This window comes from Lentzea sp. NPDC058450, from assembly GCF_042721395.1.
Lineage (GTDB): Bacteria > Actinomycetota > Actinomycetes > Mycobacteriales > Pseudonocardiaceae > Lentzea.
In genome coordinates, this window is sequence record NZ_JBHXLO010000021.1 from 54,474 (window position 1) to 76,096 (window position 21,623).

The 21,623-nt window shown below is 72.3% G+C and carries 1 protein-coding gene; it reads left to right on the plus strand.

The genetic code is table 11. From position 1 onward, the window contains the following. The first annotated feature begins 24 nt into the window (after positions 1–24). Positions 25–21,603, plus strand: a complete 21,579-nt coding sequence (locus ACFWNN_RS28780; protein ID WP_382443057.1) for a type I polyketide synthase — start codon at positions 25–27, stop codon at positions 21,601–21,603. Positions 21,604–21,623 lie beyond the last annotated feature (20 nt).

Sequence of the window (21,623 nt, forward strand, 5' to 3'; positions counted from 1 at the left end):
TCAGCCCCGAGTGCGGAGTAAATGATGACCACCTCCTCCAACGACAAGGTCGTTGCGGCACTGCGGGCGTCTCTGAAGGAGACCGACCGCCTGCGAAAGCAGAACCAGCAACTCGCGGCTGCCGCACGCGAACCCATCGCCATCGTCTCGATGAGCTGCCGGTACCCCGGCGGCGTGAGCTCGCCGGAAGACCTGTGGCACCTCGTGTCCACCGGGGGCGACGCCATCTCGGCGCTGCCCGCCGACCGCGGCTGGCTCGACGACGATCTGACGTTCGGCGTCAGCGGCGGCGGTTTCCTGCACGACGCCGCCGAGTTCGACCCGGCCTTCTTCGGCATCTCGCCGCGCGAGGCCCTCGCCATGGACCCCCAGCAGCGGCTGCTGCTGGAGACCTCATGGGAGGCCGTCGAACGGGCGGGCATCGACCCCAGGTCGTTGCGCGGCAGCCAGACCGGTGTGTTCGTCGGTGGTAGTGCCACCGGCTACGGCACCGGTCTCGAGGAGGTGCCCGAGGGCCTCGAAGGCCACCTGCTGACCGGCAGCACGCCCAGCGTGTTCTCCGGCCGGGTCGCCTACACGCTCGGCTTCGAGGGCCCCGCGGTCACGATCGACACGGCGTGCTCGTCGTCGCTGGTCGCCATCCACCTCGCGGCCCAGTCGCTGCGCAACGGCGAGTGCTCGCTGGCGCTCGCGGGCGGCGTCATGGTCATGTCGAACGCGTCGGTGTTCTCCGAGTTCGACAAACAGGGCGGTCTGTCGAGCGACGGTCGCTGCAAGGCGTTCTCCGCCTCCGCCGACGGCACCGGCTGGTCCGAGGGCGCCGGCATCCTGTTGCTGGAGCGGCTGTCCGACGCCCAGCGCAACGGCCACCAGATCCTCGCCGTGGTGCGGGGTTCCGCGATCAACCAGGACGGTGCGTCCAACGGCCTCACCGCCCCGAACGGTCCGGCGCAGCAGCGGGTCATCCGCCAGGCGCTCTCCGGCGCGAAGCTCACGCCGTCCGAAGTGGACGTCGTCGAGGCGCACGGCACCGGCACCCGGCTCGGTGACCCGATCGAGGCCCAGGCGATCCTCTCGACCTACGGCCAGGACCGCGACCGCCCGCTGCTGCTGGGCTCGCTGAAGTCCAACATCGGCCACTCGCAGGCCGCCGCCGGTGTCGGTGGCGTGATCAAGATGGTCATGGCCATCCGGCACGGCGTCGCCCCGCGCACCCTGCACGTCACCGAGCCGACCCCGCAGGTCGACTGGGAGGCGGGCGACGTCAAGCTGCTCGTCGAGGAGGAGACCTGGCCGGAGACCGGCCGTCCGCGCCGCGGCGCCGTGTCGTCGTTCGGCGTCAGCGGCACCAACGCGCACACGATCATCGAGCAGGCTCCGGAGTCCGAAGAGGATGTTCGCGAGTCGCCGCAGACCGTCGGCGTGCTGCCGTGGGTGCTGTCCGCGCGTACCTCGGAAGCGTTGCGCGCCCAGGCTTCCCGGCTGCAGGGCGTTGCCGGTGACCCGGTGGACGTCGGCTGGTCGCTGGCCACCACCCGCACCCCGTTCGAGCACCGCGCCGTCGTCCTCGGTGACGTCGAGACCGGTGTTGCAGCACTGGCCGGTGGCGAACGCGCCGAGCACGTCGTGTCCGGCCGGACGGTCGAGGGCCGCACGGCCTTCCTGTTCACCGGCCAGGGCAGCCAGCGTTCAGGCATGGGCCGTGAGCTGTACGCCGCGTTCCCCGCCTACGCCAAGGCCTTTGACGAGGTCGCGGCGCTGGTGGACGTGCGGGACGAGGAACTGGACCGCACGGAGTTCACCCAGCCGGCGATCTTCGCGCTGGAAGTCGCCCTTTACCGGCTCGTCGAGTCGTGGGGTGTTCGCCCGGACTTCCTGGCTGGGCATTCGATCGGTGAGATCGCTGCTGCGCACGTCGCTGGTGTGTTGTCGCTGGAGGACGCGGCCACGTTGATCAGTGCTCGGGCTCGCCTGATGCAGGCGCTGCCCGAGGGCGGGGCGATGGTGGCGTTGCAGGCCACCGAGGACGAGGTCACGCCGCATCTGACCGACCTGGTCTCGATCGCCGCGATCAACGGGCCTTCGTCCGTGGTCATCGCGGGTGACGAGGCCGCTGTCGAGCAGGTGGTTGCGCAGTTCGCCGATCGGAAGTCCAAGCGGCTTTCCGTGTCGCACGCGTTCCACTCGCCGTTGATGGAGCCGATGCTGGCCGACTTCCGGGCCATCGTCTCGAAGCTGACGTTCCACGCCCCGAAGATCGCGATGTTGGGCGAGGTGACGGACCCCGAGTACTGGGTGCGCCACGTGCGGGACGCGGTGCGGTTCGCCGACGCCGTGACCTCGCTGGAAGCCCAGGGCGTGCGCACGTTCCTGGAGATCGGCCCGGACGGCGTGCTGACCGCCATGGGCCAGGACTCCGTCACCGAGGCCGTGCTGGTCGCGGGGCAGCGCAAGGGCCGTGACGAGGTCGCCACGATCGTCCGCGCGGTCGCCGAACTGCACGTGCGCGGTGTGAAGGTCGACTGGTCGGCGTTCTTCGTGGACGCGCGTCCGGTGGCCCTGCCGACCTACCCGTTCCAGCGCGAGCACTTCTGGCTGGAGGTGGGCGCGTCGAGCGCGGCCGCCGCCGGCGGTGGCGAGGACTCCGAGTTCTGGGCCGCGGTGGAGAGCGGCGACCTGGACTCGCTGGGCGACTCGCTGTCGCTCGGGCAGGACGCGCTGGACGCGCTCGCCGAGTGGCGGCGCAAGAGCAGGACGAGCAACAAGGTCGACGCGTGGCGCTACCGCGTCTCCTGGCTCCCGCTGACGAACCTCGGCGCCGCCACGGCGTCGGGACGGTGGCTGGTGCTCGGCACCGGTCACGACGAGATCGCCGCCGGCCTGACCGAGCGCGGTGTCGAGGTGGTCCGGGTCGGGTACGACGCCGACCGGGCAACCCTCGCCGCCGCGCTGCGGGACGTCGGCGCGGTCGACGGGGTGCTGTCGCTGGTGGCCCTCACGGAGCCCGCGACCGCGACGCTCGTCGTGGTGCAGGCCCTGGGCGACGCGGAGATCACGGCCCCGCTGTGGGTCACGACCCGCGGTGCGGTGTCGACCGGCCGGTCCGACGGCGTGGTCGACCCGGCGCAGACCCAGGTGTGGGGCATCGGCTACGTGGTGGGTCTGGAGCACGCCGACCGCTGGGGCGGCGTCGTGGACCTGCCGGAGGTGTTGGACAAGCGGGCGATGGACCGCTTCGCGGCAGTTCTCGCTGGAACCGAGGACCAGGTGGCCGTTCGCGGCTCCGGTGTCTTCGGCCGCAGGCTCGGGCACGCCCCGCTGACTTCGGAGGGATCGGAATGGACGCCGAACGGCACGACCATCGTCACTGGTGGTACCGGGTCACTGGGTGGGCGTGTAGCTCGCTGGCTGGCTGGTTCTGGCTGTGAGCACCTCGTCCTGACGTCCCGCCGGGGCCCGGACGCGCCCGGCGCGGCCCAACTCCAGGCGGAGCTGGAAGAACTCGGCGCGCGGGTCTCGATCGTCGCGTGCGACGTGGCCGATCGCGACGCGGTCGCCGCCCTGCTCGCCGAATATCCGCCGGACGCCGTGGTGCACGCGGCCGGTGCCGACTACCTGATGGCGATCGAGGACCACGGCCTCGCCGAGTTCGACGAGGTGTTGCGCGGCAAGGTCTCCGGCGCCGTCCACCTGGACGAACTGCTCGGCGACGTCAACGCGTTCGTGGTGTTCTCGTCGATCGCCGGCACGTGGGGCAGTGGCGGGCAGGCCGCGTACTCGGCGGCCAGCGCGTTCCTGGACGGCCTGGCGGAGTCGCGGCGCGCTCGTGGGCTCGTGGCGACGTCGGTGTCGTGGGGTCCGTGGGCCGAGAGCGGCATGGCGACGGTCGGCGACACCGAGGAGCACCTGCGCAAGCGCGGTCTGACCTCGATGGCGCCGGAGCTCGCGATCACCGCGCTGGAGCGGGCGATCCGCTCCGGCGAACCGGCCGTGACCGTCGTGGACATGGACTGGTCGAAGTTCACGCCCGCGTTCACGATGGCCCGCCCGAGCCCGCTGATCGGCGACCTGCCCGAGGTTCGCGCGGCGCTCGAGGCCGAGACGCCCGCGCCCACCGGCGAGTCCGAGCTGGTGCGCACGCTCGCCGCGCTCACCGAGTCCGAGCAGCGCGACGCCGTGGTCGAGCTGGTCCGCACGCACACCGCGGCCGTGCTGGCGTACTCGTCGGCCGACGCGATCGAGACCGGGCGCGCGTTCCGCGAGCTGGGCTTCGACTCGCTGACCGCCGTCGACCTGCGCAACCGGCTCACCGCCGACACCGGCCTGCGGCTGCCCGCGACGCTGGTGTTCGACTACCCGAACGCGGCGGTGCTGGCCGCGTTCCTGCACGCTGAACTCCTCGGCGCGCAGACCGAAACCGTTGCCACCACGGTCTCCTCGCACGCTGACGAGCCGATCGCCATCGTCGCGATGAGCTGCCGCTACGCCGGTGACGTGTCGTCGCCGGAGGACCTGTGGCGGCTCGTCGCCACGGGCACCGACGCGGTCTCGGGCATGCCGACCGACCGCGGCTGGGACCTGGAGGCGTTGTACGACCCCGATCCCACCCGCCAGGGCACCTCCTACGCCCGCGAGGGCGGCTTCCTGCACGACGCCCCGATGTTCGACCCGACGTTCTTCGGCATCTCGCCGCGCGAGGCGACCGCGATGGACCCGCAGCAGCGCCTGCTGCTGGAGACCTCGTGGGAGGCGTTCGAACGGGCCGGGATCGACCCGAACTCGTTGCGCGGCAGCCGGACCGGTGTGTTCGCCGGCACCAACAACCACGACTACCTCGCGCTGCTGGAGGAGGTGCCGGACGGCCTCGAAGGCCACCTCGGCACCGGCAACGCCGCCAGCATCGTGTCCGGCCGCGTGTCCTACACGTTCGGCCTCGAAGGCCCGGCCGTCACGGTCGACACCGCCTGCTCGTCCTCGCTGGTGGCGCTGCACCTCGCCGTGCAGGCGCTGCGTGCCGGTGACTGCGACCTGGCGCTCGCCGGTGGTGTCACGGTCATGGCGACGCCCGGCACGTTCATCGACTTCTCCCGCCAGCGCGGCCTCGCGGTCGACGGACGCTGCAAGGCGTTCGCCGACGCGGCCGACGGCACCGGCTGGGGCGAGGGCGTCGGCATGCTGCTCGTCGAGCGGCTCTCCGACGCGCAGCGCAACGGCCACCAGGTGCTGGCGGTCGTCCGCGGCACCGCGGTGAACCAGGACGGCGCGTCCAACGGGCTCACCGCCCCGAACGGCCCGTCGCAGCAGCGTGTCATCCGGCACGCCCTCGGCAACGCGGGCCTCGCACCGTCCGAAGTGGACGTCGTCGAGGCGCACGGCACGGGTACCGCTCTGGGTGACCCGATCGAGGCCCAGGCGATTCTCTCGACCTACGGCCAGGACCGCGACCGTCCGCTACTGCTGGGTTCGTTGAAGTCCAACATCGGCCACACGCAGTCGGCGTCCGGCGTCGGCGGCGTGATCAAGATGGTCATGGCCATGCAGCACGGACTCGTGCCGCAGACGCTGCACGTGGACGAGCCGTCGTCGCAGGTCGACTGGTCGGCCGGTGCGGTCGAGCTGGTGACCTCGCCCGTCGAGTGGCCGGAGACCGGGCGTCCGCGCCGGGCCGCCGTGTCGTCGTTCGGGTTCAGCGGCACCAACGCGCACGCCGTGATCGAGCAGGCGCCCGCGACTGAGGCCTCGGCCGTTGTGCGCACGCCGCTGCCCGCCGTGCCGGTCGTGCTGTCCGGCCGGACCGCCGCCGCGCTGCGGGCGCAGGCCGCCCGACTCCAGTCCGGTGTGGACGGTGCCGACCTGACCGACCTCGCCTTCTCGCTCGCCACCTCCCGCGCCCAGCTGGAGCACCGCGCGACCGTCGTCGCCCGGAACCACGAGGAGCTGTTCGCCGGCCTCGCCGACGTGGCGGCCGGTCGCGGTGAGCGCGGCATGCCCGGCGAGGGCCGCACGGCCTTCCTCTTCACCGGACAGGGCAGCCAGCGTCTCGGCATGGGGCGCGAGCTGTACGAGGCGTTCCCGGTGTTCGCGGACGCGTTCGACGCCGTTTGTGCGCAGCTCGACGGTCTGCTGGACCGGCCGTTGCGCGATGTGGTGTTCGGTGACGCCGAGGCGCTCGACCAGACCGGGTACACGCAGCCCGCGATCTTCGCGGTCGAGGTGGCGTTGTTCCGCACTCTGCAGGCCTGGGGTGTGAAGCCGGACTTCCTGGCTGGCCACTCGATCGGTGAGATCGCGGCCGCGCACGTGGCCGGGGTGCTGTCGCTGGAGGACGCCGCTCAACTGGTCGCCGCGCGTGGCCGCCTGATGCAGGCTCTGCCGACCGGTGGCGCCATGGTCGCGTTGCAGGCCACCGAGGACGAGGTCACGCCACACCTGGGTGACCTGGTGTCGCTGGCCGCGATCAACGGGCCGTCGTCCGTGGTCGTCGCGGGTGACGAGGCTGCCGTCGAGCAGGTCGTCGCTCAGTTCGCGGACCGCAAGTCCAAGCGGCTCACGGTCTCGCACGCGTTCCACTCGCCGTTGATGGACCCGATGCTCGACGACTTCCGGGCCGTGGTCTCGAAGTTGACGTTCAACACGCCGAAGATCGCCATGCTGGGCGAGGTGACGGACCCGGAGTACTGGGTCAGCCACGTCCGCGGCACGGTCCGGTTCGCCGAGGCCGTGACCACCCTGGAAGGCCGGGGCGTCCGGACGTTCGTGGAGCTGGGACCGGACGGCGTGCTCACCGCGATGGGCGCCGAGAGCGTCCAGGACGCGGTGCTGGTCAGCGCGCTGCGCAAGGACCGCGACGAGGTGCCGACGATCCTGCGGGCGCTCGGCGTCCTGCACAACCGCGGTGTCGCGGTCGACTGGGCGGCCTTCTACGAGGGCACCGGCGCGCAGCGCGTCGACCTGCCCACCTACGCCTTCCAGCGGGAACGGTTCTGGTTCGACGTCACGCCCGCGAAGGCCAGGGACACCTCGGCCTACCGCGTCGCGTGGCAGCAGGCCGTCAACCCCGGCACCGCCATGGCCTACGGCCGTTGGCTCGTCGTCGGGGACGCGGAGATCGCCTCCGGCCTCGCCGACCGCGGTCTCGACGTCGTCGCGATCGCCGACGTGGCCGACCTGCCGGAGGAAGAGTTCGACGGCGTTCTGTCGGCGGCGGGCGTCGAGACGGCGCTGCTGCTGGTGCAGCGGACGACCGCACCGCTGTGGTGCGTTACCCGCGGCGCGGAGTCCACTCCGGACGCCGCCCAGGTCTGGGGCTTCGGCCGGGTCGCCGCGCTGGAGCACCCCGACCGCTGGGGCGGCCTGATCGACGTGCCGGACACGTTGGACGGACCGGCGCTCGACCGGCTCGCCACCGTGCTCACCGGCACCGAGGACCAGGTCTCCATCCGCGAGAACGGGATCTACGTCCGCCGCCTCAAGCACGCCTCCGTCGAGGCCGGCACGTGGGCGCCGCGCGGCACCGTGCTCGTCACCGGTGGCACCGGCACGCTCGGCGGGCACGTCGCCCGCTGGCTTGCCGCAGAAGGCGCCGAGCACCTCGTGCTCACGTCCCGTCGCGGCGAGGACGCGCCCGGCGCCGCCGAGCTCAAGGCCGAGCTGGGTGACCGGGTCACCATCGTCGCCGCCGACGTGACCGACCGGGCCGCGATGTCCGCGCTGGTCGAGAAGTTCGCGCCGAACTCCGTGCTGCACCTGGCCGGCATCGGCCAGGACAGCGCGCTCGCCGACACCGACGCCGCGCTGCTCGACGAGGTCCGTTCGGCCCGCGTCGAGGGCGCCCGGCTGCTGGACGAGCTGGTCGGCGACGTGGACGCGTTCGTGCTGTTCTCGTCTACCTCCGGCGTGTGGGGCGCGAGCAGGCAGTGCGGTTACGCGGCCGGTGACGCGTTCCTGGACGCGCTGGCCGAGTCCCGCCGCGCCCGTGGCCTCGCCGCGCTGTCGATCTCGTGGGGCCCGTGGGCCACGTCGAACGTCGAGTGGGCGGACCTGCTGCGGCGTCAGGGCGTCATGCCGCTGGCACCGTCGGCGGCCCTCACCGCGTTGCGCAACGCCCTGGCCTGGAAGCTGACCTCGCTCGTCGTGGCGGACGTCGACTGGGCGCGGTTCGCCCCGGCGTTCACCGCGACCCGGCCGAGCCCGCTGCTCGGCGACCTGCCCGAGGTCGTGGCCGCGCTCAAGCCCGCGACCGAGGACGACGCCGCCGCGTCCGAACTGGTCGTACGCCTGCGCGGAATGTCCGCCGCCGAGCAGGAGACCGCCCTGGTCGACCTGGTGCTCACCGAGGTCGCGGCCGTGCTCGGCTACGCGTCCGCGGACTCGATCGAACCCGGCCTCGCCTTCCGCGACCTGGGCTTCGACTCGCTGACCGCCGTCGAGCTGCGAACCAGGCTGGCCGAGGCCACCGGACTCCGGTTGCCCGCCACGCTGGTGTTCGACTACCCCAACATGGCCACGCTGGCCACGCACCTGCGTGACGAGCTGCTCGGCGCCGAGGCCGGCGACGCCATCGTCGCCGCGCAGGGCGTGCTGGCCGACGAGCCGATCGCCATCGTGGGCATGGGTTGCCGTCTGCCCGGCGACGTCTGGACGCCGGAAGACCTGTGGCGCCTGGTGTCCACCGGCAGCGACGCTGTCGGTGGCTGGCCCACCGACCGCGGCTGGGACCTGGAGAACCTGTACGACCCGGACCCCGACCACGAGGGCACCTCGTACGCCCGCGAAGGCGGGTTCCTCTACCAGGCTGGTGAGTTCGACGCCGGCTTCTTCGGGATCAACCCGCGCGAGGCCCTGGCGATGGACCCGCAGCAGCGCATGCTGCTGGAGACCTCGTGGGAGGCCGTGGAACGCGCGGGCATCGACCCGGAGTCGTTGCGCGGCAGCAGGACCGGTGTGTTCACCGGTACGAACGGTCAGGACTACGCGGCGGCGACGTTCGAGCTGCCGCCCGGCATCGAGGGCTACCTCGGGACCGGTGTCGCGGCCAGTGTCGTGTCGGGTCGCATTTCGTACGCTCTCGGGCTGGAGGGTCCGGCCGTCACGGTCGACACCGCCTGCTCGGCGTCGCTCGTCGCGATTCACCTTGCGGTGCAGGCACTGCGTGCCGGTGAGTGCGATCTGGCACTCGCTGGTGGCGCGTCGATGATGTCGACGCCGGGTGCGTTCATCGACTTCTCGCGTCAGCGCGGTCTTGCCGTTGATGGCCGCTGCAAGTCCTTCGCGGCCGCCGCCGACGGCACCGGCTGGGGCGAGGGCGTCGGCATCCTGCTCGTCGAGCGGCTGTCCGACGCGCAGGCCAACGGCCACCAGGTGCTCGCGGTGATCCGCGGTTCCGCGGTGAACCAGGACGGTGCGTCGAACGGTCTGACGGCGCCCAACGGTCCGTCGCAGCAGCGGGTGATCCGCCAGGCACTGGCCAACTCGGGTCTGTCCACTGCGGACGTCGACCTGGTCGAGGCGCACGGCACCGGCACCAAGCTCGGTGACCCGATCGAGGCGCAGGCGCTGCTCTCCACCTACGGCCGGGACCGCGCCGTCCCGCTGTACCTGGGCTCGCTGAAGTCCAACATCGGCCACACCCAGGCCGCCGCCGGTGTCTCCGGTGTCATCAAGATGGTGATGGCGCTGCGGAACGGCGTGATGCCGCAGACGCTGCACGTCGACGAGCCGTCGCCGCACATCGACTGGACCTCCGGTTCGGTCGAGCTGCTCACCGAGAACCAGGACTGGCCGGAGACCGGCCGTCCGCGCCGTGCGGCGGTGTCCGCGTTCGGCATGAGCGGCACCAACGCGCACATGATCATCGAGCAGGCCCCGGCGACGCAGGCCGTTGTCGCCGAGGCGACCCGGACCGTCCCGATGGTTCCCGTGGTGCTGTCGGCGAAGTCCGCCGAGGCGCTGAAGGGCCAGGCAGCGGCGCTGCTCGCCGGCGTGGACGCGACCTGGTCGCTGACCGATGTCGCGCACTCCGCGTTGCTGCGCACCCCGATGCCGCACCGGGCCGCTGTGGTCGCCGCCGACCACGACGACCTGGTCCGCGGCCTCACCGCCATCACCGCCGGGCAGGGGCTCGGCACGACGGCCGACGGCAAGCTCGCCTTCCTCTTCACAGGGCAGGGCAGCCAGCGGGTCGGCATGGGTCGCGAGCTGTACGACGCGTTCCCCGTGTACGCCAAGGCTTTTGACGAGGTCGCTGCTCTGGTCGACGTGCGGGACGAGGAGCTCGACCGCACGGAGTTCACTCAGCCGGCGATCTTCGCGCTCGAAGTGGCGTTGTACCGGCTGGTCGAGTCGTGGGGTGTCCGCCCGGACTACCTCGCGGGCCACTCGATCGGCGAGATCGCGGCGGCTCACGTCTCCGGCGTGCTGTCTCTGGAGGACGCGGCCACGTTGATCAGTGCCCGGGCTGGCCTGATGCAGGCGTTGCCCGAGGGCGGTGCGATGGTCGCGTTGCAGGCCACCGAGGACGAGGTCACACCGCACCTCACCGACGTCGTGTCGCTCGCGGCCATCAACGGGCCCAACGCCGTGGTCGTCGCCGGTGAGGAAGCCGCCGTCGAGCAGGTCGTCGCGCAGTTCCCGGACCGCAAGTCCAAGCGACTGGCCGTCTCGCACGCGTTCCACTCGCCGTTGATGGACCCGATGCTGGACGACTTCCGCGAGGTCGTCGGTCAGCTCACCTTCAACGAGCCGCAGATCGCCATGCTGGGCGAGGTGACGGACCCGGAGTACTGGGTCAGCCACGTCCGCAACGCGGTCCGCTTCGCCGACGCCGTGCAGACCCTCACCGACGCGGGTGTGCGCACGTTCCTCGAGCTGGGCCCGGACGCCGTGCTGGCCGCCATGGCCGACGTGCCGGTCATCCCGGCCCTGCGCAAGGACCGGTCCGAGGTCCTCGGCGTCACCACCGCGCTCGGCGCCCTGCACACCGCCGGTGTGCGGGTCGACTGGGACGCGTTCTTCGCCGGCACCGGCGCGCAACGCGTCGACCTGCCGACCTACGCGTTCCAGCGCCAGAGGTTCTGGCTGGAGTCGACCGGGTTCCCCGCCCTCGAAGGTGGCGCGGACGAGGCCGAGCTCAAGTTCTGGGAGGCCGTCGAGCGGGAGGACTTCAGCCTCGTCGGCAGCACCCTCGCGCTGGACGAGAACGAGCTGGGCGTGGTGCTGCCCGCGCTGTCGTCGTGGCGCAAGGCCCGCCGCACCACCAACAAGATCGACAGCTGGCGCTACCGCGTCTCCTGGCTGCCGCTGACCGAGCTGGACTCGTCGACGCTGACGGGCCGCTGGGCCGTGGTGGTGCCGGAAGGCGTGGTGGCGGAGGAGATCACCGCCGGGCTCGCGGCTCGCGGCGCCGACGTCGTCACGGTCGCGAGCGCCGACCGCGCCACGCTGTCCGGGGCGTTCGCCAACCTCGGTCAGCTTGACGGAGTCCTGGCTCTCACCGGCCTCACCGAGTCCGTCGAGGTCGTGCAGGCGCTCGGGGACGCGGGTGTCGCGGCGCCGCTCTGGCTCGCGACGCGCGGCGCGGTGTCGACCGGCCGGTCCGACGGCGTGGTCGACCCGGCGCAGACCGGCATCTGGGGCCTCGGTTACGTGATCGGCCTGGAGCACCCCGACCGCTGGGGTGGTCTGGTCGACCTGCCCGAGACGCTCGACGCGCGAGTGCTGGACCGGCTCGCGAGTGTCCTCAACGGACTGGAGGACCAGGTCGCGGTCCGCGCCTCCGGCGTCTTCGGCCGCCGGCTCGTGCACGCGCCGCTGGGCGACAAGCTGTCCGACTGGTCGCCGCGCGGCACGGTCCTGGTCACCGGTGGTACCGGTGCACTCGGTGGCCGGATCGCCCGCTGGCTGGCCGAGAACGGCGCCGAGCACCTGGTTCTCACTTCCCGTCGCGGTCTCGCCGCGCCGGGTGCCGCGGAACTCCAGGCAGAGCTGGAAGAGCTGGGCGCACGGGTCACGATCGCCGCGTGCGACGCGGCGGACCGGGACGCGGTCACCAGCCTCGTCACCGAGTTCCCGCCGAACGCCGTGGTGCACGCCGCCGGTGCCGACTACACGATGGCCCTGGTGGACCACGACCTGCCGACGTTCGAGGACGTGCTGCGCGCCAAGGTGTCCGGCGCGGTGTTGCTGGACGAGCTGCTGGGCGAGCTGGACGCGTTCGTCGTGTTCTCCTCGATCGCCGGTACCTGGGGCAGTGGCGGGCAGGCCGCGTACTCGGCGGCCAGCGCGTTCCTGGACGGTCTGGCCGAGTCGCGCCGTGCTCGTGGGCTCGTCGCGACCTCCGTGTCGTGGGGTCCGTGGGCCGAGGCCGGCATGGCCACGGTCGGCGACACCGAGGAGCACCTGCGCAAGCGCGGTCTGATCTCGATGCCGCCCGCGATGACGCTCACCGCGCTGCAGCGGGCGATCCGCTCCGGCGAGCCGACCGTGACCGTCGTGAACATGGAGTGGGAGAAGTTCACGCCCGCGTTCACGCTGGCCCGCCCGAGCCCGTTCATCGGCGACCTGCCGGAGGTGCGTGCCGCGCTGGCCGAGGAGGCCGGCACCGAGGCGGACTCCGAGCTGGTCCGCAGCCTGGTGGCGCTCTCCGAGCAGGAGCAGAACACGCTGCTGGTCGACCTCGTTCGCACGCAGGTCTCCTCCGTGCTCGGCCACTCCTCGGTCGACGCGGTCGCGAAGGACCGGGCGTTCCAGGAGCTGGGCTTCGACTCGCTCACGGCGGTCGAGCTGCGCAACACGCTGACCACCGCGACGGGCCTGAAGCTGCCGGCGACGCTGGTGTTCGACTACCCGAACGCTGTCGTGCTGGCCGGCCACCTGCGCACCGAACTCCTCGGTGCGGCAACGCAGGTCGCCGAGGTCTCGTCCGTCGCGGCGAGCACCGACGAGCCGATCGCCATCGTGGCGATGAGCTGCCGGTACGCCGGTGACGTGGCGTCGCCGGAGGACCTGTGGCGGATGGTCGCCGCCGGGGAGGACGCGATCACCGGTTTCCCGACCGACCGCGGCTGGGACCTGGCGAACCTGTACCACCCGGACCCCGACCACCAGGGCACGTCCTACGCCCGCGAGGGTGCGTTCCTGCACGACGCGTCCAAGTTCGACCCGACGTTCTTCGGCATCTCGCCGCGTGAGGCGACCGCGATGGACCCGCAGCAGCGCCTGCTGCTGGAGACGTCGTGGGAGGCCTTCGAACGGGCCGGGGTCGACCCGGCGGTGCTGCGCGGCAGCCAGACCGGTGTGTTCGTGGGCAGCAACGGCCAGGACTACATCGGCCTGCTGCAGGAGATCCCGGAGGGCGTCGAGGGTCACCTCGGCACCGGCAACGCGGCCGCCATCGCCTCGGGCCGGATCTCCTACACGTTCGGCCTGGAAGGCCCGGCCGTCACGGTCGACACCGCGTGCTCCTCTTCGTTGGTGGCACTGCACATGGCAGTGCAGTCGCTGCGGGCCGGTGAGTGCGACCTTGCCCTGGCCGGTGGTGTGACGGTCATGTCCACGCCGGGCACGTTCATCGACTTCTCACGGCAGCGCGGTCTCGCGGTCGACGGTCGCTGCAAGTCGTTCGCGGCCGCCGCGGACGGCACGGGCTGGGGTGAGGGTGTCGGCATGCTGCTCGTGGAGCGGCTGTCGGACGCCCAGCGCAACGGCCACCAGGTCCTCGCCGTGGTGCGGGGTTCCGCGATCAACCAGGACGGCGCGTCCAACGGTCTGACCGCGCCGAACGGCCCGGCCCAGCAGCGCGTGATCCGCAAGGCCCTGGCCGGCGCCGGTCTGTCCACTTCGGACGTCGACGTGGTCGAGGCGCACGGCACGGGCACGGCCCTGGGCGACCCGATCGAGGCGCAGGCCCTGCTGGCCACCTACGGTCAGGACCGCGAGACCCCGCTGCTGCTGGGGTCGGTCAAGTCGAACATCGGTCACACGCAGGCCGCGGCCGGCGTCGGCGGCATCATCAAGATGGTCATGGCGATGCGCCACGGCCAGGTGCCGAAGACCCTGCACGTGGACGAGCCGTCGCCCGCGATCGACTGGTCGACCGGTTCGGTCGAGCTGGTCACCTCGCCGGTGGCGTGGCCGGAGACCGGCCGTCCGCGCCGGGCAGCCGTGTCGTCGTTCGGTGTCAGTGGCACCAACGCGCACACGATCATCGAGCAGGCCCCGGTCGTCGAGGCCGTGCAGGCTGGGCGGGTCACCCCGCCGGTCGTGCCGTTCGTCGTCTCGGCCAAGAACGCGGCCGCGTTGGCGGAGCAGGCCTCCAGGCTGACGGACCTGCTCCAGCAGTCCGATGTGGACGCTCTCGACGTGGCCTACTCGCTGGCCACCACCCGCGGCACCCTGGCGCACCGGCTGGTCGTCGACGCGGCCGACCGGGACGCGGCGATCGAGGCCCTCTCGGCGGCGAGCCGGGGCGGTTCGGTCAGCACCCTGGTCGACGCGCCGGTGGCGTTCCTGTTCACCGGACAGGGCAGCCAGCGCGTGGGCATGGGACGCGAGCTGTACGAGGCGTTCCCGGTGTTCGCGGACGCGTTCGACGCGGTCTGCGCGCAGCTCGACGGTCTGCTGGACCGGCCGTTGCGGGACGTCGTGTTCGGTGACGCCGAGGCGCTCGACCGCACGGAGTACACGCAGCCCGCGCTGTTCGCGATCGAGGTCGCGTTGTTCCGCACCGTCGAGGCGTGGGGTGTGCGGCCGGACTTCCTGGCCGGGCACTCGATCGGCGAGATCGCGGCCGCGCACGTGGCCGGGGTGTTGTCGCTGGAGGACGCGGCCAAGCTGGTCGCGGCTCGGGGTCGCCTGATGCAGGCTCTGCCGGCCGGTGGCGCCATGGTCGCCTTGCAGGCCACCGAGGACGAGGTCACGCCTCACCTCAGCGAGCTGGTGTCGATCGCCGCGATCAACGGGCCCAACGCGGTCGTGATCGCTGGTGCCGAGGCCGGTGTCGAGCAGGTCGTTGCTCAGTTCGCGGACCGCAAGTCCAAGCGGCTCACCGTGTCGCACGCGTTCCACTCGCCGTTGATGGACCCGATGCTGGACGACTTCCGCGAGGTCGTCGGACAGCTCACGTTCAACGCTCCGAAGATCCCGATGCCGGGCGAGGTGACCGCCCCCGAGTACTGGGTGCGCCACGTGCGCGGCACGGTCCGGTTCGCCGACGTGGTCACGACGCTGGAAGGCCGTGGTGTCAGGACCTTCCTGGAGCTCGGCCCCGACGGCGTGCTCACCGCGATGGGCGCCGACAGCGTCACGGACGCGGTGCTGGTCAGTGCGCTGCGCAAGGACCGCGACGAGGTCACCACGCTGGTGCGGGCGCTCGGCGCCGTGCACGTGCGGGGTGTCAAGGTCGACTGGGCCGCGTACTTCGCCAAGTCGGGCGCTCAGCGCGTCGACCTGCCGACCTACGCGTTCCAGCGGGACCGCTACTGGCTGGTCGACAGCGAGCCGGTCGCACAGGCCGACGACCGCGGCCGCTACCGGATCGACTGGCGGTCCGTCCAGGCGGGCACGGCCACGGCGTCCGGCCGCTGGCTGGTCACCGACTCGGAGCTCGCGGCCGGGCTGGCCGAGCGCGGTGTCGACGTGGTCGCGGAGGGCCCGTTCGACGGCGTGCTCGTCGTGAGCAACGACGTCGCCGAGGTGCTGGAGCTCGTGAAGTCCCACGGTGACGCCAAGATCTGGGTCGCCACCCGCGGCGCGGTCGCCACCGGCCCCGCCGACCCGGTCGCCGACCCGCCGGCCGCCCAGGTCTGGGGCCTCGGCCGCGTGGTCGCGCTGGAACACCCCGAGAACTGGGGCGGCCTGATCGACCTGCCGGAGACGGTGGAGGGCCGGTCGCTGGACCGGGTCGCCGCGCTCCTCGCGGGCACGGAGGACCAGGTCGCCGTGCGCGGCTCGGCCGTCTACGCCCGCAGGCTCGTGACGGCTCCGGCCGGCGCGGGCACCGACTGGACCCCGCGCGGCACGGTGCTCGTCACCGGCGGCACGGGAGCCATCGGCCGCCACCTCACCGGCTGGCTCACCGAGGCCGGCGCCGACCAGGTGATCGTGCTCAGCCGCAGCGGCGGCGAGGTGCCGGGCGCCACGGTCGTCGCGTGCGACGTGACCGACCGGGACGCGCTGGCCGCGGTGATCGCCGAGTACCCGCCGAACGCGGTGGTGCACCTGGCGGGCGCCGGTCAGGACAACCCGGTGGCGGACACCGATCTCGACGAACTGGCCTACGTCATGGCCGCCCGCGTCGAGGGCGCGGCGAACCTGGACGCACTGGTCGGCGACGTCGACGCGTTCGTGTTGTTCTCGTCCACCGCGGGCGTCTGGGGCTCCGGCCGCCAGGGCGCGTACGCCGCGTCGGACGCCTACCTGGACGCGCTGGCCGAACGCCGGCACGCCGCCGGGCTGCCCGCCACGTCGATCGCCTGGGGCCCGTGGGCCGAGGGCGCGATGACCGAGGAGGGCCGCGACGCGCTGCGCCGCCGGGGCCTGTTCGCCCTGACCCCGGAGACCGCCGTCCCGGCACTGCGCCGGGCCGTCGGTCTCGGCGAGCCCACCGTGGTCGTCGCCGACGTCGACTGGGCGCGGTTCGCCCCGGCGTTCACCGCCGCACGGCCGAGCCCGCTGCTCGGGTCGCTGCCGGAGGTGGCGAAGGCGCTGGAGCCCGCGGCCGAGACCGCGGTGAGCGACTCGCCGCTCGCGGCCAGGCTCACCGCGCTGCCCGAGGCCGAGCAGCTGTCCGTGCTCGTCGACCTGGCGAGGGTCGAGGTCGCCGACGTCCTCGGCTACGCCTCGCCGCACGCGATCGAGCTCGGCACCGCGTTCCGGGAGCTGGGTTTCGACTCGCTGACCGCGGTCGAGCTGCGCGGCAAGCTGAACGACGTCACCGGGCTGCGCCTCCCGGCCACGCTGGTGTTCGACTACCCGAATCTGGCCACGCTCAGCGCGTTCCTGCGCGAGGAGCTGGTCGGCGGCCGCGAGGACGTGGTCGTGCAGACCGCGACCCGCGCCGGGTTCGACGAGCCGATCGCCATCGTCGGCATGGGCCTGCGGCTGCCCGGCGGCATCGAGACGCCGGAACAGCTGTGGGAGCTGGTCACGTCCGGTCGCGACGCGATCTCGGACTTCCCGACCAACCGCGGCTGGGACGTGGAGGGTCTGTACGACCCGGACCCCGACCACGAGGGCACGACCTACGTGACGCGCGGCGGTTTCCTGCACGACGCGGGCGAGTTCGACCCGGCGTTCTTCGGGATCAACCCGCGTGAGGCGCTGGCGATGGACCCGCAGCAGCGCATGCTGCTGGAGACGTCGTGGGAGGCCATGGAACGGGCCGGCATCGACCCCGAGTCGTTGCGCGGCAGCAGGACCGGTGTCTTCACCGGCACGAACGGCCAGGACTACGCGATGCAGACGTACGAGCTGCCGGCCGGCATCGAGGGCTACCTCGGCACCGGACTCGCGGCGAGCGTCGTCTCCGGCCGCCTGTCCTACACGTTCGGGCTGGAGGGCCCGGCGGTCACGGTCGACACCGCCTGCTCGGCGTCGCTCGTGGCGATTCACCTCGCGGTGCAGGCGCTTCGGGCCGGTGAGTGCGAACTGGCGCTGGCCGGTGGTGCGTCGATGATGTCGACGCCGGGTGCGTTCATCGACTTCTCCCGCCAGCGCGGCCTCTCGGTCGACGGCACGTGCAAGTCCTTCGCCGCGGCGGCGGACGGCACGGCGTGGGGTGAAGGTGTCGGCATGCTCGTGGTCGAGCGGCTCTCCGACGCCCAGCGCAACGGGCACGAGGTGCTCGCGGTGATCCGCGGTTCCGCGGTGAACCAGGACGGTGCGTCCAACGGTCTCACCGCGCCCAACGGCCCGTCGCAGCAGCGCGTGATCCGTCAGGCGCTCGCGGCCGCCGGTCTGTCCACTTCGGACGTCGACCTGGTCGAGGCGCACGGCACCGGCACCAAGCTCGGTGACCCGATCGAGGCGCAGGCGATCCTGTCCACCTACGGCCAGGACCGCGAACGCCCGTTGCTGCTCGGTTCGCTGAAGTCCAACATCGGCCACGCCCAGGCCGCGTCCGGTGTCGCCGGCGTCATCAAGACGGTGCTGGCGCTGCAGCACGGCCTCGCGCCGCAGACGCTGCACGTGGACGAGCCGTCGCCGCAGATCGACTGGACCTCCGGGTCCGTGGAGCTGCTCACGCAGGCCAAGGCGTGGCCCGAGACGGGTCGCCCGCGCCGTGCGGCGATCTCCTCGTTCGGCATGAGCGGCACCAACGCGCACGCCATCATCGAGCAGGCACCCGTCACCGACGTCGTGGTGCCGGCCAAGGACCGGGAGCTCCCGGTCATCCCGATGATCGTCGCGGCCCGCGGCGAGCAGGCGTTGCGCGAGCAGGCTCAGCAGCTGCGCGAGCACCTGGCGTCCGGCGCGAACCCGGCGGACGTCGCGTTCTCGCTGGCCACCACCAGGTCCGGCTTCAGCCACCGCGCGGTGGTCGTGGCGCAGGACACCGACGGCCTGGTCCGCGCGCTCGACGGCGTCGAGACCGGGGACGTCGTGGCCGAGGGCAGGCTCGCGATCCTCTTCACCGGGCAGGGCAGCCAGCGTTCCGGCATGGGTCGCGAGCTGTACGACGCGTTCCCGGTGTACGCCAGGGCGTTCGACGAGATCGCCGCGCTGGTGGAGGTCCGGGACGACGAGCTGGACCGCACCGAGTTCACCCAGCCCGCGATCTTCGCGATGGAGGTCGCGCTCTACCGGCTCGTCGAGTCGTGGGGTGTGCGGCCGGACTTCCTGGGCGGCCACTCGATCGGCGAGATCGCGGCGGCCCACGTGGCCGGGGTGCTGTCGCTGGCCGACGCCGCGAAGCTGGTGGGGGAGCGGGGCAAGCTGATGCAGGCCCTGCCCGAGGGCGGCGCGATGGTGGCGTTGCAGGCCACCGAGGACGAGGTCACGCCGCATCTGTCCGACCTGGTGTCGATCGCCGCGATCAACGGGCCGACGTCCGTCGTGGTGGCTGGTGAGGAAACCGCTGTGCAGCAGGTCGTGGCGCAGTTCGCGGACCGCAAGTCCAAGCGCCTCACCGTGTCGCACGCGTTCCACTCGCCGTTGATGGAGCCGATGCTGGACGACTTCCGTGCGGTGGTGTCGAAGCTGACGTTCAACGCTCCGAAGATCGCGATGCTGGGTGACGTGACGGACCCCGAGTACTGGGTGCGGCACGTGCGGGACGCGGTGCGGTTTGCCGACACCTTGACCACCCTGGAGTCGTCGGGCGTGCGGACGTTCCTGGAGCTGGGCCCGGACGGCGTGCTGACCGCGATGGGCGCCGAGAGCGTCACCGACGCGGTGCTCGTGGCCGGGCAGCGCAAGGACCGTTCTGAGGTCACCACGCTGGTGCAGGCCGTCGGCCGGCTCCACGCGCGGGGCGTCGCGGTCGACTGGGAGAGGTTCTTCGCGGGCACCGGTGTGCGACGCGTCGACCTGCCCACGTACCCGTTCCAGCACCAGCACTTCTGGCTCGACTCGCAGCCGTGGCCGACCAGCTCGGCGTCCGCCGAGGTGGCGGAGATCGACGCCCGCTTCTGGGCTGCGGTCGACAGCGAGGACCTGGCGTCGCTCGACGCCGGGATCGACCTGAGCCGGCCGCTCGGCGAGGTGCTGCCCGCGCTGGCGCAGTGGCGCCGCAAGCACAACGAGCAGGCCACCATGGACGGCTGGCGCTACCACGTCGAGTGGAAGTCGGTGCCGCAGAACAAGGTGCGCGCCGAGGGACGCTGGCTCGCCGTCGTGCCGGGCGACACCGGGCACCCGCTGCTCGCCGGGCTCGAAGCGCGCGGCGTGGAGATCGTGCCGGTGGCGTGGGCGGACGACCGGGCCGCGCTGACCACGGCGTTCGAGAAGGCCGTCATCGACGGGCCGGTGGCCGGTGTGCTCGCACTGTCCACCGAGGTCACGTCCGTCGTCCTGGCCGTGCAGGCCCTGGGTGACGCCGGGGTCGAGGCACCGCTGTGGGTCGCGACCCGCGGCGCGGTGTCGACCGGCAAGTCCGACGGTCTGGTGGACCCGGCCCAGTCGACGATCTGGGGCGCCGGGTACGTGGTCGCGCTGGAGCACCCCGAGCGCTGGGGTGGCCTGGTCGACCTGCCCGAGACGCTCGACGATCGCGCGTTCGACCGGATCGCCGGTGTGCTGGCGGGCGACGAGGACCAGGTCGCCGTCCGGGCCTCGGGGGTGTTCGGCCGCAGGCTGATGCACGCCACGTCCGCGGACAAGCTGTCCGACTGGTCGCCGCGCGGCACGGTGCTCGTCACCGGTGGTACCGGCGCGCTGGGCGGCCGGGTCGCCCGCTGGCTGGCCGAGAACGGCGCCGAGCACCTGGTGCTGACTTCCCGTCGCGGTCTTTCCGCGCCGGGTGCGGCGGAACTCCAGACCGAGCTGGAAGGGCTCGGCGCACGCGTCACGATCGCCGCGTGCGACGTGTCCGATCGGGACGCGGTCACCAGCCTCGTCACGGAGTTCCCGCCGAACGCCGTCGTGCACGCGGCGGGTGCCGACCACTACCAGGCGGTCGCCGACCACGACCTGGAGACGTTCGAGGCCGTGCTGGCCGCGAAGGTGTCCGGCGCGGTGCTGCTCGACGAACTGCTGGGCGAGCTGGACGCGTTCGTCGTGTTCTCCTCGATCGCCGGCACGTGGGGCAGTGGTGGCCAGTCCGCCTACTCGGCGGCCAGCGCGTTCCTCGACGGTCTGGTGGCCTCCAGGCGAGCTCGTGGCCTGGTCGCCACCTCCGTCTCCTGGGGTCCGTGGGCCGAGGCCGGCATGGCCACGGTCGGGGACACCGAGGAGCACCTGCGCCGGCGCGGCCTGATCGCCATGCCGCCCGCGCTGACGCTCAGCGCGCTGGAGCAGGCCATCCGCTCCAGCAGGCCGACGGTGACCGTGGTGAACGTCGAGTGGGAGAAGTTCGCGCCCGCGTTCACGATGGCCCGCACCAGCCCGTTGCTCAGCGACCTGCCCGAGGTGGTCGCGGCACTGGCCGAGGACGAGGTCGCCGAGACCGAGTCCGGACTGACGGCCGAGCTGGCCGCGCTGTCCGAGCCGGAGCAGCACGCGTTGCTGGTCGACCTGGTCCGGAGCAAGGTCGCGGCGGTGCTCGGCCACGACTCGGCCGACGCGGTCGCGAAGGACCGGGCGTTCCAGGAGCTCGGCTTCGACTCGCTCACGGCGGTCGAGCTGCGCAACAACCTCACCTCCGCCACGGGCCTGAAGCTGCCCGCGACGCTGGTGTTCGACCACCCCAGTGCCGAACCCCTGGCCCGGTTCCTGCACTCGCAGCTCGTGGTCGGCGGCGCGACGGTGCCGGTGCTCGACGAGCTGGACCGGCTGGAGGCCGTGCTCGCCGGCGCGACCCCCGACACCCTGACCCGGACGAAGATCACCATCCGGCTCCAGGCGCTGGTCTCGCAGTGGAACTCGGGCAAGGGCGAGGCGGCGGCGAGCCTCGACGACGCCTCGGACGACGACCTGTTCGCGCTGATCAACCAGGAGCTCGGCAAGTAAGTCGCACGACCGCCGCTACC

Coding starts and splice junctions, on each gene's coding strand:
- ACFWNN_RS28780 (WP_382443057.1), top strand. CDS start 25: ATGACCACCTCCTCCAACGACAAGGTCGTTGCGGCACTGCGGGCGTCT.